Annotated in this window: 22 protein-coding genes; 10 read left to right on the top strand and 12 right to left on the bottom strand. The window is 51.5% G+C overall.

Annotated elements, in window-relative coordinates:
* Nucleotides 1-134 precede the first annotated feature (134 nt).
* Nucleotides 135-509 (top strand): hypothetical protein, encoded by a 375-nt coding sequence (locus A1332_RS03585; protein WP_064007198.1) that lies wholly within the window; start codon nucleotides 135-137, stop codon nucleotides 507-509.
* Here the strand turns inward: A1332_RS03585 and A1332_RS03580 are convergent.
* From A1332_RS03580 to ssb, 10 genes are all read right to left on the bottom strand, one after another.
* Nucleotides 487-1,020 carry a hypothetical protein gene (locus A1332_RS03580; protein WP_064007197.1) on the bottom strand — a complete coding sequence of 178 codons (534 nt, stop codon included), beginning with the start codon at nucleotides 1,018-1,020 and terminating at the stop codon, nucleotides 487-489. The genes A1332_RS03585 and A1332_RS03580 overlap by 23 nt on opposite strands.
* 346 nt (nucleotides 1,021-1,366) lie before the next feature.
* Nucleotides 1,367-3,115 carry a VWA domain-containing protein gene (locus A1332_RS03575; RefSeq protein ID WP_064007219.1) on the bottom strand — a complete coding sequence of 583 codons (1,749 nt, stop codon included), beginning with the start codon at nucleotides 3,113-3,115 and terminating at the stop codon, nucleotides 1,367-1,369.
* 88 nt (nucleotides 3,116-3,203) lie between these two features.
* A complete protein-coding gene (locus tag A1332_RS03570; RefSeq protein ID WP_064007196.1) occupies nucleotides 3,204-4,376 on the bottom strand; it encodes a DUF3150 domain-containing protein in 1,173 nt (390 codons plus the stop codon).
* A gap of 83 nt (nucleotides 4,377-4,459) precedes the next feature.
* Nucleotides 4,460-5,215, bottom strand: coding sequence for a hypothetical protein (locus tag A1332_RS03565; protein WP_064007195.1), 756 nt, complete (start codon nucleotides 5,213-5,215; stop codon nucleotides 4,460-4,462).
* Nucleotides 5,216-5,217: 2 nt separating this feature from the next.
* Nucleotides 5,218-6,159 (bottom strand): AAA family ATPase, encoded by a 942-nt coding sequence (locus A1332_RS03560; protein ID WP_064007218.1) that lies wholly within the window; start codon nucleotides 6,157-6,159, stop codon nucleotides 5,218-5,220.
* Between the two features lie 155 nt (nucleotides 6,160-6,314).
* Entirely contained in the window at nucleotides 6,315-6,536 is a 222-nt protein-coding gene (locus A1332_RS03555) for a hypothetical protein (RefSeq protein WP_064007194.1), read from the bottom strand.
* A gap of 223 nt (nucleotides 6,537-6,759) precedes the next feature.
* The gene (locus tag A1332_RS03550; RefSeq protein ID WP_064007193.1) at nucleotides 6,760-7,761 is read right to left on the bottom strand and encodes a YqaJ viral recombinase family protein; all 1,002 of its coding nucleotides are present in this window, start codon (nucleotides 7,759-7,761) and stop codon (nucleotides 6,760-6,762) included.
* On the bottom strand, nucleotides 7,761-8,093 hold the full coding sequence (locus tag A1332_RS03545; RefSeq protein WP_064007192.1) for a hypothetical protein: 333 nt from the start codon (nucleotides 8,091-8,093) through the stop codon (nucleotides 7,761-7,763). Before A1332_RS03545 ends, A1332_RS03550 begins: the two co-directional genes overlap by 1 nt.
* A 118-nt stretch (nucleotides 8,094-8,211) precedes the next feature.
* Entirely contained in the window at nucleotides 8,212-9,276 is a 1,065-nt protein-coding gene (gene bet / locus A1332_RS03540; protein WP_064007191.1) for a phage recombination protein Bet, read from the bottom strand.
* A gap of 146 nt (nucleotides 9,277-9,422) precedes the next feature.
* A complete protein-coding gene (gene ssb, locus A1332_RS03535) occupies nucleotides 9,423-9,863 on the bottom strand; it encodes a single-stranded DNA-binding protein (RefSeq protein ID WP_064007190.1) in 441 nt (146 codons plus the stop codon).
* A 437-nt stretch (nucleotides 9,864-10,300) separates the two neighbouring features.
* Between ssb and A1332_RS03530 the strand changes: the two genes are divergently transcribed.
* From A1332_RS03530 to A1332_RS03490, 9 genes are all read left to right on the top strand, one after another.
* A complete protein-coding gene (locus A1332_RS03530) occupies nucleotides 10,301-10,975 on the top strand; it encodes a hypothetical protein (protein WP_064007217.1) in 675 nt (224 codons plus the stop codon).
* Nucleotides 10,972-11,172, top strand: coding sequence for a DUF7706 family protein (locus tag A1332_RS03525; RefSeq protein WP_157203927.1), 201 nt, complete (start codon nucleotides 10,972-10,974; stop codon nucleotides 11,170-11,172). Before A1332_RS03530 ends, A1332_RS03525 begins: the two co-directional genes overlap by 4 nt.
* A 202-nt stretch (nucleotides 11,173-11,374) precedes the next feature.
* On the top strand, nucleotides 11,375-11,974 hold the full coding sequence (locus tag A1332_RS03520; protein ID WP_064007189.1) for a hypothetical protein: 600 nt from the start codon (nucleotides 11,375-11,377) through the stop codon (nucleotides 11,972-11,974).
* Nucleotides 11,971-13,080, top strand: a complete 1,110-nt coding sequence (locus A1332_RS03515; protein WP_064007188.1) for a helix-turn-helix domain-containing protein — start codon at nucleotides 11,971-11,973, stop codon at nucleotides 13,078-13,080. Before A1332_RS03520 ends, A1332_RS03515 begins: the two co-directional genes overlap by 4 nt.
* Nucleotides 13,081-13,316: 236 nt before the next feature.
* Entirely contained in the window at nucleotides 13,317-14,771 is a 1,455-nt protein-coding gene (locus A1332_RS03510; RefSeq protein ID WP_064007187.1) for an ATP-binding protein, read from the top strand.
* A gap of 25 nt (nucleotides 14,772-14,796) precedes the next feature.
* Nucleotides 14,797-17,169 carry a type I restriction-modification system subunit M gene (locus tag A1332_RS03505; protein ID WP_064007186.1) on the top strand — a complete coding sequence of 791 codons (2,373 nt, stop codon included), beginning with the start codon at nucleotides 14,797-14,799 and terminating at the stop codon, nucleotides 17,167-17,169.
* Between the two features lie 67 nt (nucleotides 17,170-17,236).
* On the top strand, nucleotides 17,237-18,631 hold the full coding sequence (locus tag A1332_RS03500) for a restriction endonuclease subunit S (protein WP_064007185.1): 1,395 nt from the start codon (nucleotides 17,237-17,239) through the stop codon (nucleotides 18,629-18,631).
* Nucleotides 18,603-19,742 (top strand): PDDEXK nuclease domain-containing protein, encoded by a 1,140-nt coding sequence (locus A1332_RS03495; RefSeq protein WP_082879514.1) that lies wholly within the window; start codon nucleotides 18,603-18,605, stop codon nucleotides 19,740-19,742. The genes A1332_RS03500 and A1332_RS03495 overlap by 29 nt, the downstream gene beginning before the upstream one ends.
* The gene (locus A1332_RS03490; protein ID WP_064007183.1) at nucleotides 19,739-22,780 is read left to right on the top strand and encodes a type I restriction endonuclease subunit R; all 3,042 of its coding nucleotides are present in this window, start codon (nucleotides 19,739-19,741) and stop codon (nucleotides 22,778-22,780) included. The genes A1332_RS03495 and A1332_RS03490 overlap by 4 nt, the downstream gene beginning before the upstream one ends.
* On the opposite strand, the gene A1332_RS03485 is transcribed toward A1332_RS03490, so the two are convergent.
* Together A1332_RS03485 and A1332_RS03480 are read right to left on the bottom strand one after the other, a co-directional pair.
* Complete coding sequence (locus tag A1332_RS03485; protein ID WP_064007182.1) at nucleotides 22,781-23,431, bottom strand: hypothetical protein; 651 nt, start codon at nucleotides 23,429-23,431, stop codon at nucleotides 22,781-22,783.
* Nucleotides 23,431-24,435, bottom strand: coding sequence for a hypothetical protein (locus A1332_RS03480; RefSeq protein WP_064007181.1), 1,005 nt, complete (start codon nucleotides 24,433-24,435; stop codon nucleotides 23,431-23,433). The genes A1332_RS03485 and A1332_RS03480 overlap by 1 nt, the downstream gene beginning before the upstream one ends.
* Nucleotides 24,436-24,559: the final 124 nt, after the last annotated feature.

The following is a 24,559-nucleotide window of genomic DNA, read 5'->3' as shown; positions in this document are numbered from 1 at the left end:
CCACCCGGCAGGATGAGGTTCCTGCAGGGTTAAAAACGCTGAAAAAGCCTAAAACTGGCTTATGCAGCGGGGTTGAATTCACGTAAAAATCGGTATATGGTGGCTAAAACTCATTAAAAAGTAGAGAAATAGCTATGTTTGACGATATTTTGCGCATTTTTGATTTCCTCAGTCCTAAGCAGACCAAGGAGCAGTATCCAAGTCGAAAACCGATGGCAATTCCACTCGATCCCAGACTGAATGCGTTAAATCTTTGCAAAACAATTTTGACCAAGTTGGATGCCGCGGAAGCCGATGTTTTGCAAAATATCGATGATCCGAAGCGAGCCTGGGAGTTGTTGAGCAATATCCGACAATTGCGACGTGAAACCTTTGAGGATCTCCAATCGCTATTGCCGGAGGGCTTTCGTTTCAACGAACCCAAGATTGATTTGGCCAGGCCAGTACGCACAGTGATGACACAAACCGGCGCGACGCTTGCGGTATTTAATGGCGGACAGACTCACTGACCGGCACCGATAAACCGTTGCCTTTCAGCGCTGCCCGTAATTGGGATACCTGATGCGGAACTTTCTGGACCGCCACGTCAGCAACCGCAACCGATTGCTTTTTAGAGCGTCGAGTTTTTTTGACTTCAGGCTCGGGACTATCAATCACAGGCTTAATTTTCAACAACTCCCGTTCCAGTTTGGCGATTTGAATATCCGCCTCGTAGATTTCGATCGTTTTTAACTTGGCCTGTAATTGTGCTTCCAGTCGGACAGCCTCACGATTAACACCGTGATTGCGGGTTTGAATTTCCTGACGCACCGAATCCGATATCGCCAACCAATCCATGTCCTCGCGGCTACGTGGCATGATGACCGGTAGCCGGTTACGTGCCAATCGCTGCGCACGATAGCGGTGAAACGTTTGAGCTGCGTGTTTCAATGCATTCAACTGTTGCCACGCGGTTGCCCAAATCACTCGCAAGGCGAGAATGAACATCGCCAAAATAATGATGCCGAAGATAAAGTTCATTGAAGTTCTCCTTTATAAAATTTAAGAAAGCACTTCGAATGAACAGCACCCGGCTGGGCGATGGTCGCCCGAAGCGGGTTTGGAATTTGCAGAGGGTCATACCACTGCGTTTTACATCGGGCTTAACGTACCCGACACGATCAAGGAAACACCTTGCTCGCCGCCTAATGACGGAACGCCGACCGAGGTCGGATTCAGCATTCTGGAAAGAACGCATGAAATGTCTGTTTGTCGAATGGGCTCTTTATGTGGAGTACATTCGACAAACAGAAAGTGCAATCAGCTACCCATAGCCACAATCCAAGGCATTGGGCCAAGGATTGGGCTACGGATAACGGACTGAGGATTACGCCGCCAACAACACCGATTTCGAGAGATCGAACAATTGCGCTCTCAGCTCTGATAGATCGTTAATGGTGATGGCAATCGGGAATAGATGACTGACATCCAGTCCCAAACCCACACCGACCGTTTCAATACCGCTATCCCGACAGCGCTGCAAAAGTTCCAGCGTGCTCAGGGTGTCGTTGGGTTGACCATCGGTCATCACCATCAACACCTTGCGCGATTCCCCGCAACGCAGCAGTGATGCCGCGCCAAACCAAATTGCCTCGGTCATCGGCGTACTGCCAGTAGCGGCTAGCGAAAAGGCACCTGTTCTGGTATTTACGCGTTGGCCATGCTCAAGCAGACGAAAAACCGAATCATCGTGATGGCCAGGAAACGCAGTGACGCCAGGATTGACTCCCGGAATCCCTTCAAAGGCCAAAGCCAACGCCAAAGTGGCTTCCAGTGCAATCGGCATTCGCGATCCAATGGGCTGGCCTTGGCTATCGGTGACCTGATACCCCATGCTTTCGGATTTATCCAGTAACAGATGAATCGCCGTATTCGGTGACGCTTTGATCTCTTTGCGCTGAAACAGCTTAGTTTCGCCGAGTGGCAAACGGTGTAAACGCTTACTATCCATCCGCCGTCCACGACACGCATGTTGCGAACGGTTGAGGGTTTGTGACTGCACCAGGCCTTGCAACGCGACACGGATTTTTCCCGATTCGCCTTGCACCTTACGCAGCAAAAACGCACCGGCTCGCTCGTCCATGGGCGGCTCGTGGCCACTGGGCATCAACAGTTCCGATACGTTTTCCGCTGCTAACGACAACACCGATTTCAGCGATTCGAATAAATCCTGCTCGATGTCACCGTCTCCGGCGGACAACAGGGTTTGCAAGACGCCCATCGGGTCGGGAATCTCCATAGCATCTTCATCATCCCCTTGCGGGTTGGATGGGGTACTATCGGGAGATGTTGTCGGTTCATCGTCAGGATTTCCCGGATTGGAATCATCGTCACCCTCAGATTCTGAAGACGCGTTGTCGCCAGTGTCTTGTTCTGCATCATCCGTATCAGTCTGGTCAGACAATGTATCCTCATCTACCGATTGTTGGGCCTGATTGCGCTGCCGTTGTTGCTCGAACTCCTGCTCAATCATGGTCAGGATGCGATCGGTCAACTGCAGACAATCGGATTCCGATTGCAAACCCAGCGGAACTTCGGACAATAAGCCTTTCAGTCGGGTTACCGCACCTTTCGGAAACTTCGCTTTTAGTGCCAGTTCGGTTTGCTCAACCAAAGGTTGCAGGGCCGATTGACCTAATACCTTTGCCCGCAAACTTTTCAACACAAAGCTGTACAGAATATTAGCCGGATGATCATCAATACTACTGGCCACAAAGTCGCCTTTGGCAATCATCTTTTCAATTGCGGTGCGGATGGTTAGTCGCGTTCCCGGAAAGTCCTTGGCCAGTTCGTGCTCGATGCGGACATCTTCGATGGCACCGCATAAGCGCCTGCGTAATACCGAATGCCCAAAGCGCAGCGTAAAATCCGAATAACGAATATGCGCCGCCTCGTGGGCCAATAGTCCCCAGGCGTAATCCTGATAATCCGCATCGTCGCCCTCATAGGCCGGCAGCCAAATGGTTTGGCCATCGGTTTCGGCTTTATCACCGCCGACACTGACTTTGACGCCAAAGCGATTGCCAATGGCCGCCGCGACGATGGGGAATGCGTTGTGTAAGGTTCTATTTTTCATGGTGTGCTCCAAAATGCAGGGCAAACCATGACCCCATTGGGACATGAATTTGCCCCAATGGGTGAATAGTTAAATGGCGTCAGATCATTCAGAACCAGTAGTCCTGGTCAGAATCGTCCGCTTCCTCATCGTCTCCTGCCGTCACTGTTGCCGGTTCTGCTGAATGCTCAGAAGGGTTGGATTCATCTGCATCGCTGTTGGTGTCCAGTTTGGTCTGATTTTTATCCAAAAAAACCTCAAACGCCCAGTCATCCGATGCCGATTCCGGTTCGAGTTCATCATCAAAGATGCCGTCAAACAGATCGGTAAAATCGGGGGTGTCTGAAGCGGTTTCAGCGATGACAGGTGTTGGTACTGCTGATAGCTCGGGCTCCTCGTGTTCGATGACTTCTTCAGTCTCTTCAATAACGGGCGGTTGAGCCGCCAACAAGCCTTCACCGTGCCGCCGGGTTTTATCCGGATCGGACAACAGCATCGCCGTGGCCAGAATCTCCTGCAAAATGCTGCCTTCAATGGCGCCTTTGTTGGGAATTCTCGCCAGAAGATCGTCAATAGTGCTGACCACCGGCGCGACCCGATGATCCAGAAAGCCCAAGCCATCGAGTTTGTCACGCATGCGGCGAATCGGCCGTAACGCATTACGCGTCACTTGCTCCTTGCCCAGCAATGATTGCTCGATGAGTTGATTGGCTTCCACGGAGATTTCATAGAACATCTGCTCACTGAGTGAACCGATTTTGCTTTCCAGTCGTGCGACATCCGCCGGCGGTAAGCTTTCGGGTAAACCGACACTGACCACCAGAAAATCAAACGACAGTCGCGTCGAGACAAACTCCACTGAATCCACCGCTTGCTCGATGATGCCGGCGAATTCCGGATGGCGAACCACCCAGTCATTCACTGCGGCATCATAGCCGGCAATAAACTCGGTTTTAGCCGCTGCAAAATCCAGGGCGATGCGCTCGAGCTCTGCAGTAATACCGGCAGCAGACTCAACCGGCACGGCAAAACCACCCAGAAAGCGGGTGCCGACGCGTAAACAAATGCGTTCGGCCTCCTTCTTCAGGCGGTTGAACACCGTCAGCTTATCGGGATCGAGCAAACGTTTGGAACCTAAACTGGCTAAATCCTCCGGTGGCAATTTGCTACCGTCGGCCAGCACCAGGTCTTCTTTTTTCAGTTTCTTGCGGGCGCCGTAGATATTGGCATCCACTTTTACCAAGACCACGCGGTCTAATATCACTTGCGTTTCATGGGGCATGGGAACCTCCTAAAATGAGAGGCACACTCATCCCCGCAGGGGCTGATGTGCCCCTGTCGGGTTAAATGAAAATTACAAACCGGTTAAAACCAGCAGTCGTCCGTGTCGGACATGGCCGCTGCCAGATTTAATCGGGGTTTGAGCAGACCTAAGATTTCAGCGGTTTCTCTGATGCTGTCCAGGTCGGTGCCGAAAAATGCCAGTACGTCCTGTTCAGCCTTCAGCTCAACCGAGAGGTCTCGGGCGGTTTCGGTGGCAATATCAATGTCCACGCCTTTGAGGCCTTTTGCTTTCAGCGCCAGTAAAAACAGACATGGCAAAACGCCGTGGGCAGATTTAATCTGGCCGCTTAGTTCAAAGACTTCAGCATTGAGGGTGGCATCAATCAATTGTTGCCAGCCATTCCACTCCTGTTCAGAAGTAGCATGACCATCCGACAAGGTTTGAATAGCGCCGATCAGTCGCCTGACCTCGATACCCAATTCCACACGAACGACCTGTTTTGCTCGACATTCGATGGTCCAATACAGCGACTCGACTGGGGGTGTTGGCACGGGTTCGGGATCAGAGTTTTGTGGTTGGGTTGCCGGAGTATTACCAGGAAACACCACATTGCCGTTAACATCAATATCCACTGCGCCGACCAACACATAGCCTTTGGCCTGCTTTTGTCGTTCGATGTCGAGCTGCTTAACGCCGTATCGGTTGCTAACGCCAGGCAAACTATCTGCTGTTTTGCCCCAACGCGTAGTGATTGATCCATCCGAATTACTCCTGACTGCCCAGTCTTTGGAACTGCCGTCACTGTTACGATGACGATATAAATTCCAGGCTGCCATGGTCACACCTGCCAGTCATCGCCAAACACGTCCTTGGCGATGCGATGAATCGCTTCGCGTTCAGCCGGTTCAGCTCGAAAGGTCAAAGCCCGATCCAGCGAATACGCCAAGGCATTCGGCGCACTTTTAAACGTGGCGACCAATGACGCCCAACGCACTAAACCGCGCGTGGATAAGGTCACCGATAACATACCGCCGCCATCCGCACCGCCGATGAAGACTTTACGAATCTGGTTGGCGACTTTGATCATGCTTTCGCGTACCGTTTCCGGCATGCTCGGCACCACATCGGCCAACAATTTCATTTCGTCTTCGGGCTCGGGATAACCGACTTCCATCAAACGAAACCGATCCAGAAACGCTAGGTTTTGACGTAGCACGCCCTGGTACAAGCCCGACTGATCACCAGACCCGGCACTATTGCCGGTGGCGACCAAACGAAACTTGGGATGCGGGGCAATCACAGCGCCGGTCTGCGGAATCGTCAACGGCTTGCCTTCAACGATTTCATTCAAACCGATCAGCTCCGCCGGATCGATGGCATCGATTTCGTTGATCAACAACACATGGCCCAAGCGAACCGCCAAGGTCAAGGGACCGTCGATCCACTTCATCGCGCCGCCATCGACCAGCATGTACTGACCTAGTAGATCGTTGAGTTCCAATCGACCATGGCCGGTGACCGAATGCACGCCCCAATTGAGACGCGCCGCGACTTGCTCCAACAACGAGGTTTTACCGGAACCGGTAGGACCGGTCAGGTATAAGCCGTCGCCATTGTGTGCGCCTAAAAACGCCAACACATCGCGCAAGTGATCCTTGCGAAACACATACGGCTTTTGCGCCGGTACATAGGCGTTTTGTCCGGGTATAAAGCCTTCCACTTTCATGGAGGCTGGTGCAGGTATGCCGAAGGTGTCGGCAATGGAATATTGTTGATACATGGTGAACTCCTTATGCTTGGGTTGAACCCGCAACATGAGGCGCACCATTCCCCTGACGGGAAGTGTGTGGCCCCGTCGGGTTGAGATAATTTCCTGGCAAGCCAGGGGTTTAGTACGTTGAACGATAAAAGGTTAAAGCGTTGTCAAAACTACCTTTAGCGCGGCATCGATACTGAAATGCGCATCAGCTTCGCCAATTCCGCGCGGGCGAGGACTTCCTCGTCCATAAAGCGCAAAATCCGGCGAATGTCGGCTTTGAAATCCGGATCTCGGGTTTGACCGAGCATCTGCCGCACCACGTATTGCTTATGTCTAATCTCGTCAACACTGGCCGTTTCCAACCAGCAAAACAGGCATTTCCAAAAGTCTTTATTCATAGCGAACCTCCTTTGTTGATAAAAGGGGCCACCATGACCCGCTAGGGTGATGAACCCCGACGGGACTGCAAACCAGGTTTGACGCACCTGGCACATGAAAGTGTTTCACCCTCATGCCGCCTCAAAAGCGGAACGCCGTATTACACCGGATTCAGCGTGTTTCCAAAGAAACAGCCAAACTGTTTGAGAGCTAAATTTTCCTCACTGGCATCAAAATCCAAGATCAGAACCAGAAATCAGCACCGACCATCTCTTTCAACGCGTCCGCATCGAAAGGCACTTCCGCCAGTCTGCCGGAGTCATCCCGACAAGTAATGCGGACGCGGTTAGCCGGTTGTTTTCGGTAAGTGTCGAGCATCGCTTCCGTGACATCCGGTAGTAAGGCCTTCATCACCGCTTTGTAATCAACACTGCCTTGGATCTGAAAGCGACTGACACGTAAACCCGAATGCTCGGCTGCCATGAAATCACCCATCAACAACACCAAGGTTTGCTCGATGTCGAATTGCGCGGATTCCAAAGCTTTGAGCTGGGCTTTCAGGTCATCGATCTTTAACGCCTGGCTGCGATAATTCGCCGCCAATTGCTGCCATTGCAGTTCGGCATGGCCTTTGGGTAGATAAAGATCGCGGTCAGGATTTTTTTCGGGCTCCTGTCGCTGTTTGACGTTCGACCAGAATTCCATGGCGGTATCGACGAGCCGGTTTAAGAAGACTTCATCCCGCTCGATCTCAAACTCCACATCCTGTCCCTGGTGATAAAAGAACAAAAAGCCGCGCTGCGCATCTGCCACCAGCATTTGCTGTTGCACTTGGCACCAGTAAAGCTGATAGGCTTCAGACTGTTCGCGGTTCAGCATCACATCCAGAAAAGTCGTTTCATGCGGGCATTTGATTTCGACTGGTTCGTTGTTTTCCGACAAACCGTCGAAGGACGCCCTCATTAGCGAATACCAATCAGACTCGCCGCAGAGGGGCAGCAGCATGACATCGTGCTTTTCTTCAAAACGCTGTAAGGCTTCGGGTTCCTGTTCGATACCAATTCGGACCAAAGGATTGTTGTCCAGGCTTTGTTCCAGCACGAGCCCCGTCTTTTCGGCCCATAACCGCCAAGGGCTTTTGTGCGGCGAACGATTCATAATGATCGCCGCCTCACTGGCACTAAGCCCTTGTGAACGCCATAACCGCCATTCCGGTGATCGCTGAGAGACATTGATGACTTTCATCACCGATACTCCTGCAATTGGATATGGCAGCCTAGGCGCAGTGTCGACAATCCGCGTTTTATGAGTTGGCTTTCACAACGCCGAGCCCAGTGATAGTCTGCAAACAGCAGCAACACGAGATCTGGGGTCGGCATGACCAAACCGCCGTAGCTTTCCACCAGACTTTGCAGTTCTGGCTTGGTAGGTGCTTGGACTTCATGGACAGAATTGCCCGGACTCCAGTTACGCTCCAAGTAACCACGGCCATGCCGGCGAATCACCGTGGGTGAATCGTAGCGATGCCAGTCGGTATGACACGGTATGCGGTTGGATGATTGATCAATGGCATTCATGACATCTCCTCTAAAACAAAAAGGGCGTCATGAATTTCACCCCAAGGGCGATTCAAGACGCCCAGGTAGGGTTGAAAATAATCACCGGCAATTTGCCGGCGGTTGATGAATAAAACGGCTATGACTGACGTGCCGATCCCAAGGTCTCGCGAGCCTTGTTCAGAGCCTCTGAAGCCGGATCACTAGCGGGTGGCATACCAGAAGCGTCTATGGGCTGATGATTAACATCACCTTTAGTCGATGCCGCCTTGGCAGATGCTGATGCCTTGTCCAGTTCAGCAATGGCATAGGTCAAATCCAGGCCTTTGAACTTGTTATTGGCATAGTCGTAGGCGGCTTTCCAGGCGCCTGCAAGTGCGGTGCGTCTAACCAGTTCACTGACCGCTTTTTGTACTTTGGGCGGTATCATGGATAAATCAATCACCCGCGGTGGTTCGACGCTGCCGACAATCGCATCATCGATAACATCCGCTTCGTCGATACGACTGGCAGTGCCGTTAATCACGCTGCTGTCATTCATGTCGTCGATGCTTTTGCCATCCATTTCCTCGGCGGCGTATCCGCATTCCTCCGGAAAGGCTGCACGCAGCGACGCCGCTTTACCGCATTTGGCCAATTGACCCTTGGGTCGCTTGATCCACATGGCCGTTGGCACTTGTGAGTTTTTACCGCCGGCGGTGCTGTAGGCTTCTTGCCAATACACTTCCTCGGTGAATGCACAGCGCTTGCCGCCGACGATCCGGTACACCGTGACCGCGACCCATTCGGGAAAGGTCACAGTAACGCTAGATTCCTGCCATTGCTCGTTGTCGTCCTTGTAGCGCCCGGTGAACGTTCTGGTCACATCGGGACCCCAAACCGGTCTATCCATCCCAGCCCAAAGGCCGGTTCTGGATGCAGTGGTCTGGATTTCCATGATGGACGGCCAGACGGTTTCGACGTTACGACCCAAGGCGGCGCTCCACATTGGCACCACATGGACTGGTTTTTTGAAAATATCCAGTTTGCGGGCCTTGCAGTAATCCAGCGCCATCATGATGGCTTCCGGGGTTTTAGCGGTTGGGAACGTCACGTCTGTGAGGACTTTCCAGGACTGCTCGGAAAGGCCATAGACCTGATTGACATCAATGGGCATTGGCAGATTGCGGGTTTTTACAGGATTATTGCGAGGTTGATTGCTCATGGCGTGTCTCCTTAAAAAATAGAGGACGCAATGCCCCGGTTGGGGAATGACGTCCCCATCGGGTGAAACACCTAAACAGCGGATGCTGCCTGGTGGGTAAATTAAAGATCAATCTGAATAGCGGATAACTTTTGCCAAGTGGCTACTCAGAAAAACGGAATGTCATCGAAATCCTCGTCCAAGTCGTCCTCATTTGCCGCAGTTGGCGGTGTAGGGGATTGACTGGAGTGACGAGGCGCCCCGTTTTCATCGGCACGGTCCAGCATCTGTAATTCACGGACAACCACTTCCGTGCGGTAGCGTTTTTCGCCGTTTTTATCCCATTGCTGGGTGCGAAGACTGCCTTCCACATAGATCTTGCTGCCTTTGCGCAGATACTGCTCGGCGGTATCGGCCAGTTTTTTGAAAAACACCAACCGATGCCACTCGGTATGTTCTTGTTTGGCTTTGGCTTGGTCCTTCCAGACTTCACTGGTGGCCAAACGTATAGCCACCACCTTGCCACCGTTATTGGGTAAATACCGAATATCCGGATCGGCGCCGAGACGGCCCAGCAATATGACTTTGTTCACACCACGACTTGCCATGATGAAATCCTCCAATCGGCCGCGCCCGACAAAAAAGAAATAAACCCACCTGCGCGGTGATGGGTAGAGTCCCGCAGGCTCACCCCGACTGGGAATAAGCATTCCCAGGAACAGGGTTAAAAAAACGAAAACACATCAGGCTTGACGCACCTGACACGCCGATGAAAACCATCGACGCCGCTTAAAAACGGAACGCCGGCCGAAACCGGATCCAAGCTATCTGGAAAGACAGCATGAAGAGTGGGGAAGTGTTTTTGGCAAAAAATGAATGCCCGGAAAGATCAGGTAGGCTGCGGCCAATAACACTTGGCGCCATTGAAGCAGAAATGTTTTGGTGTGAGCTTGCAGCTAATGTCGAATTCACCATTAGCTGCAAAAGGGATGAAAAAATCTTCGATTACTATCGGAGTCCATCCCACACTCATCAAGGAATGCAAATGGCTGAAACTTCTGCCCCAGTAAAACCGGCTCGACTTGAAATAAGCCGGCCCGTATTCGAACGCACTTTCAAGATCAACAGCGAACAGGCGATACGGGTCATTCGCAAAAGTTATGACCGGCTGATCAAGTCGCTGTATGCGATCGATGTGATTTTGCGCATCGTCGGCCAGGAACAAGCCATTGATGAAATCGAGGCCATTGTCAGCACGATGATTGCCGATTGCGCCACGCAACTTCAGCAGGAAAAAGCCCGCCTGGAAAAACTCAAAGCCGACAACGGTATAACCGAAACGCCGACCTACACTCATCCGACCGAATTTGTCGCCAAGATCGCATCGCCGCAAATTGCTCAGTTCGTTGAACTGATTCGCTTACTGGACCAATTGATGATCGTCATGGATACCTTGTGGCTTTGCCAGGTCATCGACAACAAGCACTGCGTGGAAGCCCGATACCATTGGCAGCAACGCTTGCAGCGCTTGGCCAACCGGATAGTCACCATAGAGCGGCAGGCGCATCGGGCGGCTTATGCACAAGGGCATGGTGAAGAGGTGCGATTGGCACGGCAAGAATCAGGGCTGCAAGATGAGCCGGAAGCCGTTACCGAAGATGAATCGGTGACAGAGGAAAATGAGCCACCAAAAAACGACGATATGGACGGTGCGAGATGACCGACAATCCGAAGGAAATATGCTTGATGGTGCAATTTTTCGATCAGGAGGCTTGGGATCTGGCGCAGTTTCTAAAGCGGGTTGGTTTTGCGGAATTTCGCAGTAATGCTGTCGATGATGACGAGGCTTACCGAATGCAGTCGGCAGCGGAAAAGTTCAGGGGAAACTTGGCTGCTATGGGGTATAGCCCACGGTAGCAAAACCTATCTGCAATTTCATTGATTTTTGAATTTCGACCAATTCAATATAAATTTTGTTAAGCACTAAGTGGTCTCAGAAGGTTTCATCGCAGATTCAACTGGGTATGCTAGTGATCTTGAATTAACGGGTTGACAAAAATACAAAAATGCACAATTATTAGGTTGACGATTTTTATATTTTGCACAATTTGGAGAGCGAATGCTTCCTCAACCTATACACTACCACTCGGATTTGACTCACGAGCGTTTATCCGTCGTCGCAGAGCTGTTACTGGATGAACACTACAAAACGCTCGATGATCTTTCTTCTGAAACAGATGATAATTATACGCGCGGCTGTACCTCGTTCGGGCGGCAAAAAAACCGGATTAAGGGCGTGGCGCTGGCAAAAACTTATCCTTGGTTGCAGATCAGTAATAACGCCAATGACTTGGTCTTCACAATTGGTAGCGTACCTTGTCGGTTCAGCAGTGACGATCCGAGCAGCCCGAAGAAAAAAGCTGTATTAACGACCCATCGCTACCAAGCCTCATTTTTCGATGATGTTGAGAGCGACGAGGAGCCATGCCGTTATTGTTTCGTCATTGATCAAGGAATTAATGATGATGCAGAGCCTTCTGTTGTTTTTCTCGGATTCGACGCGACTGGTGTGGTGAGGTGTCAATGGGAGTCCGGTGCGATCAGAACTTTCAATAGCGTTAATACAGTTGCTGTTCCTGACGCTGTTGAGATAGGCAAACCTGCCGTCAAACCGAAAAAATCAGTCGCAGAATCCGCAGACGAGGCCAATCAGCTATGACCGCTGATTTCCTTGGGCAAAACCTTCGGCTTGCTCGATTGTTTCACGGGCTTTCTTTGCAGGATTTGGCCGATAGAGTCAATAAGTCAAAGCAATATCTCAGTCGGCTGGAGTCTGGCTTAGAGCCTCCACATGAAAGCCTGGAAATAGCTTTGGCGGAAGCTCTGGACGTGCTGCCCCGATTTTTCAGGGAAGTTGATCCGATGCCGATTTCGGACGAGCAGTGCCATTTTCGTAAACAGCTGACCACGAAAGTTGCGCTTAAACAGGTTGCCCGTGCCCAGGGCGAGATGTTTAAGCGACTGGTATCCGTTCTTGACCAGAACCTAGATTTTCCGAATTACGATTTTCTACATGAAGAGGTATCAACACCCGAAGAGATAGAACGTGTTGCTGAAATAAGCCGGTCTCATTGGGGACTGGGTTTAGGACCAATTGCCAACATGAGCCGCGTTGCTGAGAATGCTGGTGCGGTATTGGTTAAAACGGATGGGTTAGCGGACGAGATCGACGCCATTTCGTTTGCCACTCGGCGGCCGGTTATTACGTTAAATGCTGAAGGGAAATCGGCTTGCCGTACCCGATTTGGAATCGCGCACGAAATTGGACATTTAACAATTCACGTTGGCATCCAAACGGGTGATCGGGCGACGGAAACCCAAGCCAACCGATTTGCGAGCGCATTTTTAATGCCGCGTGCGTATTTCATTAAGGAGTGCCATAGAGCTTTACGCGGCACTCGGCTTAATTGGCAGGTATTGACCGACATCAAAATGCGTTGGGGTGTCTCAAAAGCGGCGATTTTGTATCGCGGCCGGCAACTAGGGGCGTTTTCGGAAGAGCAATATCGATCTGGCGTTATTACTTTACGTCGACACGGGGAAGCGCTTCAGGAGCATGAAGATCGAGATATGGTTCAGGAAAAGCCTGAAGTCATTTTGGACAGTATGAAGGTTTTAGCTCAACAATGCGGCATGTCCAGAAAAATGATTGCCGATTTAATGTTTGTAAAGTCTGAACTTCTCGATCAGTTGGTCGGCGTTAAAGCTGATGAATCGATTCAGAATAATATCGTTAATCTGCAATATCATCGGCGTTTTAATTAGGTTTGCAAAAGTGACTTGATGTCTTTTTTGACCAGACAATCGCCTATTCTTTAAGGATTGCTTTGCCGCTGGCAAACTCGTGTGCATGGGCTTACTGCCGGAGCTGTCGAAGGGGGCGAAATGCCTCCAGGCAGAAGAATGCGCGAACTATGAAAAATTAGGTATCAACAGCATAAAATCCTGTTTATTGCTATCTATACATGACAATAAACTGAGCGGGATGCTAAGATTGCTTCATGAGAGTCTCAAAAGAAGAACTAATCGCCGTATTGGCCCAATTCAATCCTTGGTGGCGTAGCGAACCCATTGCCGATTTACCGGATTGGCAGCGTGCCGCTTCGCGTGAGTTAAATCGCTGGATCAATCATCCTCCGGCTCATCGCGCCATTTTGTTGTCCGGTGCGCGTCAGGTCGGCAAAACCACTCTGTTGCAACAACAGATCGATGCCTTACTAAAGCAAGGTGTTCCAGCGGCCAACATCCTATACGCCACCTTCGACCATCCAGTGCTCAAACTAGCAGGTATGGAAGCCGTGTTGGAAGCGTGGCGTGAGCGCGAGCCGCGTGTCGATGGGCCTGAATACCTGTTCCTCGACGAAGCCCAGTTTATTCGTGATTGGGGGACTTGGGTAAAACACCAGATCGATTTCAACAAACAGCGCCGTATTGTCTTTACCGGTTCGGCCATGCCCTTGGTGGAAGCGGACCAGGAGTCCGGCGTCGGTCGTTGGCATACCATTCGGCTGACTACGCTATCGTTCTACGAGTACCTGCAAATCAAACAGGTGCAATTGCCGCCGTTGCCGCCATTAAAAAGTTTGGCCGAGCTGTTCGACTGGACACCTCCGCAGTTTTACCGGGCGCAGGAAATCGCCGTGCCTTATGTCGGCCATTTTCACGAGTATCTGATTCGCGGCGGTTTCCCGCAAACAGCCCAAGTGGAAAGCATCACCCAGGCTCAGCGCTTGCTGCGTGAAGACATTATCGATAAGGCGCTCAAGCGCGATATGACCGCGCTGTTTGGTGTGCGTCGCATTCTGGATCTTGAACATACCTTCCTGTATCTGTGCATGCACGATGGCGGGTTGCTGAATATCACCGATTTATCCAGTAACTTGGAAGTCAAACGCCCGACCGCCCAGCATTTCATCGAACTGCTGGAAGCCTGCCACCTGATTTATCGCTTGCCGCCGTTTGGTTACGGAAAGGACGTGCTCAAGGGCCGTTTCAAAATTTACCTGGCCGATGCCGCCATCGCGCCCGCCGTATTGCTAAAGGGCAAAAGCATCATCGACGATCCCGCCGCCTTGGGCGTGGCCACCGAAACGGCGGTGTTTAAACACCTATTCGCGCGCTATTATTCCCAGAATGTGCGTTTTACTTACTGGCATGGGAAAAAAGACCGTGAGGTCGATTTGGTCGCGGAAATTGGCGGGCAATTGATACCCTTCGAAGTGAAATACCGTGCTCAACATACTGGCGCGCGGGAGCTGAAAGGCTTGATCGAACTGTGCGAGCAAAAGAAAATCGCCCGAGGCTATGTTGTTACCAAATCGCTCGATGACTTCGGTTTAATGACTGGTCTGCCGCAAACTGGCGAGACTGCCAGCCAGATCATGCGTCTGCCAGCACCGTTGCTGTGCTATTGGATGGGTGCTTCGGAATTGAATCAACCCGAATTTAACGATTAAGCCGGACAACCGGCGATAGGAAACCATGGATCAAAGCCAACTCAAATGGATTGCAGACTTCATCTGGAATATCGCCGATGACCGTCTGCGGGATGTGTATGTGCGCGGCAAATACCGCGATGTGATATTGCCGTTCACCGTACTGCGCCGCCTCGATGCGGTGCTGGAATCCACAAAAGATGTCGTATTAGAACGCAAAAAGTTCCTCGATCAACATGGCGTTGTCGATCAGGAAGGTGCGCTGCGCATGGCGGCTGGCCAAGCTTTTTACAACACCTCGGAATTTACCCTGTCGCGTCTGGCGGCCAGTAGCCAAGGCCAAAGATTGCGCGATAACTTCATCGATTATCTCGATGGTTTCTCCCACAATGTTCAAGAAATCCTGGCCAAATTCAAATTCCGCGACCAGATTCAGACCTTGGTCGATGCCAATGTCCTGGGCTACCTAATCGAAGATTTTCTCAATCCGGACGTTAATCTGTCGCCGCAGCCGGTGTTGGATGGCGATGGCCGCATTAAACTGCCGGGACTGGACAACCACGGCATGGGCACGGCATTCGAGGAATTGATCCGCCGATTTAACGAAGACAACAACGAAGAGGCTGGCGAACACTGGACGCCCCGCGATGTGGTCAAACTGATGGCCAAGTTGTTGTTCGTGCCGATCGCCGACCGGATCGAATCCGGCACCTATACCTTGTACGATGGCGCTTGCGGTACCGGCGGCATGCTAACCGTGGCCGAAGAAACTCTGCTGGAACTGGCCGCCAGCCATGGCAAGGAAGTTTCGATTCATTTATTCGGGCAAGAGATTAATCCGGAAACCTACGCCATCTGCAAAGCCGATTTGCTGCTAAAGGGCGAAGGCGAAGAGGCCGAGAACATCGTCGGCGGCGCCGATAAATCCACCTTGTCGGCCGACCAATTTCCGGCGCGTGAATTCGACTTCATGCTGTCCAATCCGCCTTATGGCAAAAGCTGGAAAACAGACCTGGAACGCATGGGCGGCAAAGCCGGTTTTAGCGACCCGCGCTTCATGGTTACTCACGACGGCGACCCGGAATACAAACTCATCACGCGTTCCAGTGACGGCCAGTTGATGTTCCTGGTCAACAAGCTGCAGAAGATGAAACACAACACCCCGCTGGGCAGCCGTATTGCCTTGGTGCATAACGGCTCGGCGCTGTTCACCGGCGACGCCGGCCAGGGCGAAAGCAACATACGCCGCTGGGCCATCGAAAACGACTGGTTGGAAGCCATCATCGCCTTGCCGCTAAACATCTTTTACAACACCGGCATCGCTACCTACATTTGGGTGCTGACCAACCGCAAGGCCGAACACCGCAAAGGCAAAGTGCAACTGATCGACGCCAGCCAATGGTTCCAGCCCTTGCGCCGTAACATGGGCAAGAAAAATTGCGAGCTAAGCGAATCTGACATTGCACGCATTCTGGAACATTACCTGCAATCGCCGTCGGCCGATGACGATGCGGCAAAAACAATGCCGGAATCCAAATGGTTTAACAACGCCGATTTCGGCTATTGGAAAATCACCGTCGAACGGCCGTTACGCCTGAAGAGCCAGCTCAAACGCAGCGCCATCGAAACCCTGCGCTTTGCCTCCGGCGATGAAGCCTTGCGCAGCGAAATGTATGGCCGCTGGGGCGATGCACTGTACGATCAGTTCGCCAAATTGCGGCCCGAGATCGAAGCCTGGCTGAAAGGGGACGACAGCGACGAAGAGGCGGACGACAGCGACGAGGAAGACAGCAAGTCCGCCAAGAAAGCCGTACCCGAAAAACGCCGGAAAAAACTGCTCGACCCAGCCACTTGGCTGCGCGACAAAGCCCTGGTCGAACTGGCCCGTTTGGCGCAACAGGAACTCGGCGAAGACATCTTTGACGATCACAACCAGTTCCGCGCTCGTTTCGATGCGGCCATGAAACAGCTTGATAAGAAACCCAGCGCTTCTGACAAAAAAATCATCTACAAAGCCGTGAGCTGGCGTGACGAAACCGCGCAGCCGGTGATCGCCAAACGCACCAAACTCAAGTCGAACGACTTCTTCGAGCCCGGCTACGACGGCGCTTATCTGGAGCAAGACGGCAAAGACCGCTACATGCTGGAATATGAAGCCGACAGCGATTTGCGCGACACCGAACAAGTGTCGCTGACCGAGCCCGGCGGTATCGAAGTCTTCTTCAAACGCGAAGTGTTGCCGCATGCGCCCGACGCCTGGATCGCGATGGACGCCACCAAAATCGGCTATGAAATCTCGTTTGCCCGCTACTTCTACCGGCCCACGCCGCTCAGGACACTGGATCAAATCCGCGCTGACATTCTGGCCCTGGAACAGCAGACCGAGGGCTTGTTGCATAAAATCGTGGGGGCGGCATGAACGGTTTTGTCTACGCACTGAGTAGACAATTGACTTATAGCCCTTGCGAAGCTGCGGGAGTTGCGTAATGGATACGGTTCGATATCCGTCTTATCGAGACTCCGGCTTGCCTTGGGTGCCTGAAATTCCGGAAGGTTGGCAGGTGCTACGCAATGGCCGACTGTTTGCTCATCGGGTGCAAACCGGCTTTCCGGACTTGCCGATTTTGGAAGTGTCATTGCGCACCGGCGTGCGGGTGCGCGACATGGAGAACTTGAAGCGAAAGCAGGTGATGAGCCAGAAGGAAAAATACAAACGCGCGGCCAAGGGCGACATTGCCTATAACATGATGCGCATGTGGCAAGGCGCGCTCGGCGCGGCGCCGGTCGATGGTCTGGTCAGCCCGGCTTATGTGGTGGCCAGTCCGTTTCCAGAAGCCAACAGTGCCTATTACAGCTATCTGTTCCGCACGGCAGCCTATATGCGCGAGGTGAATAAGTTCTCGCGCGGCATCGTCTCGGATCGTAACCGGTTGTATTGGGACGAATTCAAGCAAATGCCTTCGCTATTGCCGCCACGAGATGAGCAGGAACAAATCGTCGCCTATCTGCGGGTGCAGGATGCTCACATTGCCCGTTTCATCAAAGCTAAGCGTGAGTTGATTAAGTTGCTGATTGAGCAGAAGCTGCAAATAATTGATCAAGCCGTCACGCGCGGTCTTGACCCATCGGTTCAATTGAAACCAACGGGCATAGAATGGCTAGGGGATATACCTGAGCATTGGGAAGCAAAGAGACTTAAAAACATTGCTGATGTCATTTTGGGCAAGATGCTCACAACTGAAGAAAAGAGCGATGGTGACTTCAAGCCTTATTTGAGATCTACGAATATACAGTGGCTAACACCAGATATTCGTGACATACGTGAAATGTGGATTGCCAATTCGGAAAAATCACAGCTTCGCGTCAAGAAAGGTGATCTGTTGGTGAGCGAAGGCGGTGAAGTCGGCCGAGCTTGCCTTTGGAATGACGAACTGCCCGAATGTTACATTCAGAACTCCGTACACCGAATTGCCGTAAAGCAGGAGATGCTATCGGAATTCCTATATTTACAGTTCTTTGCAAATGGGAAACGTGGCAGATTTGAATCAATCGTCAATCGAGTGAGCATTGCACATTTAACGCGAGAAAAACTGGTCAATGTTGTTTTTGCAGTTCCTCCAGTCGAAGAGCAACGAATAATTCTTGATAGGGTCGAGGTGGATGGTCAGCCACTTGATGAAGCTATTGAACGAACTAAGCGGGAGATTGACCTGCTCCGTGAATACCGCGACCGCCTGATTGCCGATGTCGTCACCGGCCAAATCGATGTCCGCAATTGGCTGCCCGGTCCGGACGACGTGGTGGCCGAGGAAAACCTGGCGGCACTGGGTGGCGACGAAGACCTCGAAGCCAATGGGGAGGAAGAGAATGGCGAAGAATAAACCCGCCGCACCCAAACCGGCCGACGCCTTACTGCTGGAGTTGCGCGGCCTGATCGACTATGCCCGCCAGCACGTCGCGCAGACCGCCAATGCCACGCTGACGATGCTGTATTGGCATGTGGGTAAACGCATCCGTAGTGAAGTGCTGCGCGATGGTCGCGCGGAGTACGGCGAGGAGATTTTGTCGACGCTGTCGACACAATTGGTACGGGAGTATGGTCAGAGCTTCGGTTTGCGCAGCCTGCGCCGCATGATTCAGTTCGCTGAGGTGTTTCCGGACGAAAACATTGTGTCGCCGCTGGCGACACAATTGAGCTGGAGCCATTTCATTGAAATCCTGCCGCTCAAGCAGCCGCTGGAACGCGAGTATTACGCCGAGCTGTGCCGCGTGGAGCGCTGGAGCGTGCGTACCCTGCGCGAGCGCGTCGCCAGCCAGTTGTACCTGCGCACGGCCATCGCCAAGCAGCCGGAATTCGTGGTGAAGGCGGAAATCAGCCACCTGCGCGCGGGTGGGCAGATGACGCCCGAACTGGTGTTCCGCGACCCGTACATGCTGGACTTTCTGGGCCTGCCGCACGACTACAGCGAACGCGACCTGGAAGACGCCATCCTGCGCGAAATGGAGCGCTTTCTGCTGGAACTGGGCGTGGGCTTCACCTTTGTGGCGCGGCAAAAGCGCATCAGCGTCGGCGCGGACGATTTCTACCTCGACTTGCTGTTCTACCACCGCCATCTGAAACGGCTGGTCGCGGTGGAACTGAAGCTGGAGAAGTTCCAACCCGCGCACAAGGGCCAGATGGAGTTGTACCTGCGCTGGCTGAACCAGCACGACCGCGCCGTGGGCGAGGAACCACCCATCGGACTGATTCTGTGCGCCACCAAGGATGCGGAGCAGGTCAAGCTGATGGATATGGATGCCTCCAATATCCGCGTGGCTGAATATCTGGCGCACATCCCGGACATGAAAGTTTTGCAGGCACAGCTACACCGCGCCGTGGAACTGGCGCGCGAACGAGCCGCACAGGTCACTTTGCCGCAGCCGGCGACCATTGCCGAGGCGGCGAGCCAAGCGCCCAAACCCCAGAGCGGAAAGAAGGGAGACAATGCATGAAGCCCACCGACACCAGCGAAAAAGGCCTGGAAGTCCTGATCGTTAGACATCTCACCGGTCAACAAAACCCGGCTACTGCAGCGGATAACTCAGTCCAATCCAGTGTGGGCTATTACAGCGTCGGCGGCTATCAGTCAGGCCAGCCCAGCGATTACAACCGCGATGTGGCGCTGGATGTCGTCAAGTTGCTGGCCTTTCTGCAAACCACCCAGCCCAAGATCGTCGAAACCCTGGAGTTGGCGCAGGACGGCATCAAACGCACCCAGTTTCTGCATCGCATCCAGGGCGAGATTGCCAAACGCGGCGTGGTGGATGTGTTGCGTAAGGGCGTCAGCCACGGTCCGGCGCATGTTGATTTGTATAAATTTCTGCCGACGCCGGGCAATGCCAGTTCGGCGGAGAATTTCGCCAAAAACCTGTTCAGCGTCACCCGCCAACTGCGCTACAGCAACGACGAAACCGCGCGCTCGCTGGATTTGGCGATTTTCATCAACGGCCTGCCGGTGGCAACCTTTGAATTGAAAAACTCGTTGACCAAGCAAACCGTGGCCGACGCCATCATCCAATATCAAACCGACCGCGACCCGCGCGAATTGCTGTTTCAAATGGGCCGCTGCATCGTGCATTTTGCGGTGGACGATAGCGAGGTGGCGTTTTGCACGCATCTGACCGGCAAAACCTCGTGGTTTTTGCCCTTCAACCAGGGCTGGAACAGCGGTGCCGGCAATCCGCCTAATCCGGACGGGTTGAAAACCGATTACCTGTGGAAACAGGTGCTGGCCAAGGAATCGCTGGCGAACATCATCGAAAACTTTGCCCAGATCGTCGAAGAGGAAGACGAGCGCGGCAAGAAAAAGCGCAAACAGGTGTTCCCTCGCTTCCATCAAATGCGCACGGTGCGGGCCTTGTTGCGCCGCTGCGGAACCGAAGGCGTGGGCTGCCGTTACCTGATTCAGCATTCGGCCGGCAGCGGCAAAAGCAATACCATAGCCTGGTTGGCGCATCAGTTAGTGGAGTTGAAACAGGCCGACGCTGCCAATAGCACGCAATTCGATTCGGTGATCGTGATCACCGACCGCCGTGCGCTGGACACACAAATTGCCAAGACCATCAAGGGCTATGACCATGTCGCCTCGATCTTTGGCCATTCCGATAGCGCCGAGGAATTGCGCGGCTTCTTGCGCAGGGGCAAGAAAATCATCGTCACCACGGTGCAGAAGTTTCCGTTTATTTTGGACGAGCTGGACGACCTGGGATCCCGCCGCTTTGCGCTGCTGATCGACGAAGCGCATTCCAGTCAGGGCGGCAAAACCACAGCCAAGATGCACCTTGCCTTGTCCGCCGCGCCCGGCGACGATGAAGATGACGAAGAGTCGGTCGAAGACGCGGTCAACAAACTAATCGAGTCGCGCAAGATGCTGTCGAATGCCAGTTACTTTGCCTTTACCGCGACGCCGAAAAATAAAACCCTGGAACTGTTCGGCGAGCGCTACCAGGAAGGCGACGAAGTGCATTTCCGTTCGCCGCCGGAATTAACCTACACCACCAAGCAGGCGATTCAGGAAGGCTTCATCCTGGATGTCATCAAGAATTACACATCGGTGGACAGCTTTTACCGGGTCGCCAAGACCGTGGAAGACGACCCGGATTTTGACAAGGTCAAGGCGTTAAAGAAAATTCGCCATTACGTCGAATCGCATGACAAGGCCATCCGCCGCAAGGCCGAAATCATGATCGACCATTTCACTGCGCAGGTGATCGGTAAACGCAAGATCGGCGGGCAGGCGCGGGCGATGGTGGTCTGCAACGGCATCGCGCGGGCCATCGATTATCATCGCGAGATCAGCGATTACCTGCGGGAAATCAAAAGCCCCTATAAAGCTATCGTGGCGTTTTCCGGCGAGCATGAGGTGGGCGGCAAGAATGTGACCGAAGCTGACATGAATGGTTTTCCCAGTAAGGACATTCCGGTCAAGCTGAAGCAGGATCCGTATCGGATTTTGATTGTCGCCAACAAATTCGTCACCGGCTTCGACGAGCCATTGCTGCATACCATGTATGTCGATAAAGCACTGGCTGGGGTGCAGGCCGTGCAGACTTTGTCACGACTGAATCGCGCCCATCCGCAAAAACACGATACCTTTGTGCTGGACTTTGCCGACAACGCCGAAGCGGTACAGGCGGCGTTTCAGGAATATTACCGCGCCACGGTGCAAGTCGGCGAAACCGACCCGAACAAACTGCATGACCTGAAAAACGATCTGGACGGCCATCAAGTGTATGCCTGGCAGCAGGTGGAAGACTTGGTGGCGCTGTACATCAAAGGTGCGGAACGCGACAAGCTGGACCCGATTCTGGATGTTTGCGTCGAAGCGTACAAACAGCAATTGGATGAAAATGCCCAAGTCGAGTTTAAAGGCAAAGCCAAGGCTTTCGTGCGCAGCTATGGTTTCCTCGGTGCGATATTGACCTATGGTCACCCTGCTTGGGAAAAACTGGCGATTTTCTTGAATTTCCTGATACCGAAATTGCCGGCGCCGAAAGAGGAAGATCTTTCCAAAGGCGTGCTCGACGCCATCGACATGGACAGCTATCGGCCTGAAGTGAAAGCCGCGTTGAGTATGGGCATGGAAGATGAGGATGGCAGTGTAGAGCCCGCACCGACCAGTGCTGGCGGTGGAGGCAAGATTACCGAAATCGACAAGCTATCCAACATCATCAAAGCCTTCAACGACTTGTTCGGCAATATCGAATGGAAGGATGGCGACAAGATTCGCAAGGTGATTACCGAGGAAATTCCGAATCGGGTTTCTCAGGATAAGGCCTATCAAAACGCGATGGCAAATACGCCGTCCACTGCCCGAATGGAACATGATAAGGCTCTCAATAGAGTAATTTTAGAGCTGTTGGCCGATCATACCGAATTGTTTAAGCAATTTAGTGATAATCCAAATTTTAAACGCTGGTTGGCCGATACTGTATTTGATGTGACTTATAAGCCTAGTTTGACAGAAAATAGTGTCTCTCAGAGACAGTGATTATGGTGAGGGGGTATTTTGATTACCTTCTTCCTCATCATATCCTTCAGCTTTCCATCGAAGCGCCGTCATAACGGCATGGTAAATATTGAAAATGAATGATTTAAGTTGAATAAGCAGATAAAAATATCCAGTAAATAATAGAATATAGGACATTTTTACTAAAACTGGTTTTAAGAGTGGTATGCAATCAAAGTAAGAAACCGCCAATGCCACTAGGCCGCCCTGATGACCAAACATGGTTATTAACAAACAGAAAAAAGCGAAGGCAATATAATAAATGAATACTCTCAGAAAAATAAAGTAGTTATGTTTTAAAGTAGATAGACCGCTTTCTGGATGTCTTATTTCAGACATTTTAATAGAAAGTGCTGGCTGAGATATGGTTGCAAATATTGTGAATCCTGAAACTAAGAATCCAAGTGTACTGAGAGAAACAGAAAGACCTGTGTCTGATGACTTTCTGACTAACTCTAGCAATTCGTTAATCGGTGTTTTTGTTAAATAGGCATTTAAGATTAGCAGCGTAGCCACTGCTAAAGTTGTTAAATCGTTAAATCTGCTAGAAGGTATTTTTCTGGATTCGATATACACGTCCCATAAGCTTTTTTCCTTCGTCAGGTCTTTGGGATCAAAGTCTGTATTTACCATCAGAACAACCTCTGCATTAGCAGTCCAATAATATTTCTCGCTTTTGGTGAGGTTTCAGGCACTTTCACCAATCCGTCGTCCACTAATCCAAGAAAAGACTGATAAAGTTCTTTTGCTGCTTGGTTTGGCTTTGAGCTCAAGTTTTCCAACGGTTTTCTTAATTGAAATTTTTCATTATTGCCACTCAATATGTCACCATCTATGTCAATTCCGCTAAGCTTGACCGATTGATTTCCTTGTTCTGTTGCCTCTGATATTTCCTGGATTGCATTATCCTTGTTCAGACCCTGTGAATTGGCGTGTCTGACTACTGAAGTCTTACTTCCAATTTTGTCTTTTCTTTTTTGTAATTCGTCAAAAAAAGGATCGTTGTCGTTTTCATCATTCCTATCTGAAAGAGTAATTTCAATTGACTTGAGTACGTCGTATTTTTTTAAGAACTCTTCAATACTGTCTTCCGATGTTAAAGGTATTAACTCTAGCGTTGGTCTTGGTGTTTCGATGTAAAGAGATTTTTTTGTGATGCTCTTTCCATCACTCTTGAGTCTTTCATGCTCAATTTTTATATGCTGTTCATGCTTAAAACTAAGGAAGTTTAGTAGAGTGGAACGGAATGACTCTTTTGATGGTGCATCTTTTGTCTCTTTGACATATATTAATCGGTGGTTATTTAGAATGAGCAGGAAAAGAGCTGATGGAGATGAACGCATATACTCATTGTCTTTAATAAGTCCTTTTCCATTTTCGAATATTTGCTCTCGCTCCAATGTCGTATCTTTAATAAAGCGGCCAGCTATGCCAATAACTTGTTCGTGCTGATTATTAAGTAAAACGACTGGAGATACGTCGTAAAAGAAATAACTTGTTTTGTCGTAGCTTCTGACAAGTGAATTATCAATAAAAGCAGGTAACACTACTTCTTCAGCTAAATCAAGCAATACCTTTTTATCTCCAAATCGACAAATAAGATTTCCCATTTCCATGTTAAGTGACTTGTCTGCCATTCCTCATATCTCCGAAATTTACTGTACGGCTATTATCATGTGGTTTAATGGTTCAAGGCTAGACTACTTTTGCTCTGAAGGGGGCTCGGTATCCAATTGATGTAAGCAATGCCGAACTTTGTCT

Source organism: Methylomonas methanica, assembly GCF_001644035.1.
Classification (GTDB): Bacteria; Pseudomonadota; Gammaproteobacteria; order Methylococcales; family Methylomonadaceae; genus Methylomonas; species Methylomonas methanica_A.
The sequence above is the reverse complement of the archived record's forward strand: the minus strand, read 5'-3'. Positions and strand labels throughout refer to the sequence as shown.

Excerpts from the sequence above, each read along its gene's own strand:
- A1332_RS03585 (WP_064007198.1), top strand. The coding sequence starts at position 135 with ATGTTTGACGATATTTTGCGCATTTTTGATTTCCTCAGTCCTAAGCAG.
- A1332_RS03580 (WP_064007197.1), bottom strand. The coding sequence starts at position 1,020 with ATGAACTTTATCTTCGGCATCATTATTTTGGCGATGTTCATTCTCGCC.
- A1332_RS03575 (WP_064007219.1), bottom strand. The coding sequence starts at position 3,115 with ATGAAAAATAGAACCTTACACAACGCATTCCCCATCGTCGCGGCGGCC.
- A1332_RS03570 (WP_064007196.1), bottom strand. The coding sequence starts at position 4,376 with ATGCCCCATGAAACGCAAGTGATATTAGACCGCGTGGTCTTGGTAAAA.
- A1332_RS03565 (WP_064007195.1), bottom strand. The coding sequence starts at position 5,215 with ATGGCAGCCTGGAATTTATATCGTCATCGTAACAGTGACGGCAGTTCC.
- A1332_RS03560 (WP_064007218.1), bottom strand. The coding sequence starts at position 6,159 with ATGTATCAACAATATTCCATTGCCGACACCTTCGGCATACCTGCACCA.
- A1332_RS03555 (WP_064007194.1), bottom strand. The coding sequence starts at position 6,536 with ATGAATAAAGACTTTTGGAAATGCCTGTTTTGCTGGTTGGAAACGGCC.
- A1332_RS03550 (WP_064007193.1), bottom strand. The coding sequence starts at position 7,761 with ATGAAAGTCATCAATGTCTCTCAGCGATCACCGGAATGGCGGTTATGG.
- A1332_RS03545 (WP_064007192.1), bottom strand. The coding sequence starts at position 8,093 with ATGAATGCCATTGATCAATCATCCAACCGCATACCGTGTCATACCGAC.
- bet (WP_064007191.1), bottom strand. The coding sequence starts at position 9,276 with ATGAGCAATCAACCTCGCAATAATCCTGTAAAAACCCGCAATCTGCCA.
- ssb (WP_064007190.1), bottom strand. The coding sequence starts at position 9,863 with ATGGCAAGTCGTGGTGTGAACAAAGTCATATTGCTGGGCCGTCTCGGC.
- A1332_RS03530 (WP_064007217.1), top strand. The coding sequence starts at position 10,301 with ATGGCTGAAACTTCTGCCCCAGTAAAACCGGCTCGACTTGAAATAAGC.
- A1332_RS03525 (WP_157203927.1), top strand. The coding sequence starts at position 10,972 with ATGACCGACAATCCGAAGGAAATATGCTTGATGGTGCAATTTTTCGAT.
- A1332_RS03520 (WP_064007189.1), top strand. The coding sequence starts at position 11,375 with ATGCTTCCTCAACCTATACACTACCACTCGGATTTGACTCACGAGCGT.
- A1332_RS03515 (WP_064007188.1), top strand. The coding sequence starts at position 11,971 with ATGACCGCTGATTTCCTTGGGCAAAACCTTCGGCTTGCTCGATTGTTT.
- A1332_RS03510 (WP_064007187.1), top strand. The coding sequence starts at position 13,317 with ATGAGAGTCTCAAAAGAAGAACTAATCGCCGTATTGGCCCAATTCAAT.
- A1332_RS03505 (WP_064007186.1), top strand. The coding sequence starts at position 14,797 with ATGGATCAAAGCCAACTCAAATGGATTGCAGACTTCATCTGGAATATC.
- A1332_RS03500 (WP_064007185.1), top strand. The coding sequence starts at position 17,237 with ATGGATACGGTTCGATATCCGTCTTATCGAGACTCCGGCTTGCCTTGG.
- A1332_RS03495 (WP_082879514.1), top strand. The coding sequence starts at position 18,603 with ATGGGGAGGAAGAGAATGGCGAAGAATAAACCCGCCGCACCCAAACCG.
- A1332_RS03490 (WP_064007183.1), top strand. The coding sequence starts at position 19,739 with ATGAAGCCCACCGACACCAGCGAAAAAGGCCTGGAAGTCCTGATCGTT.
- A1332_RS03485 (WP_064007182.1), bottom strand. The coding sequence starts at position 23,431 with ATGGTAAATACAGACTTTGATCCCAAAGACCTGACGAAGGAAAAAAGC.
- A1332_RS03480 (WP_064007181.1), bottom strand. The coding sequence starts at position 24,435 with ATGGCAGACAAGTCACTTAACATGGAAATGGGAAATCTTATTTGTCGA.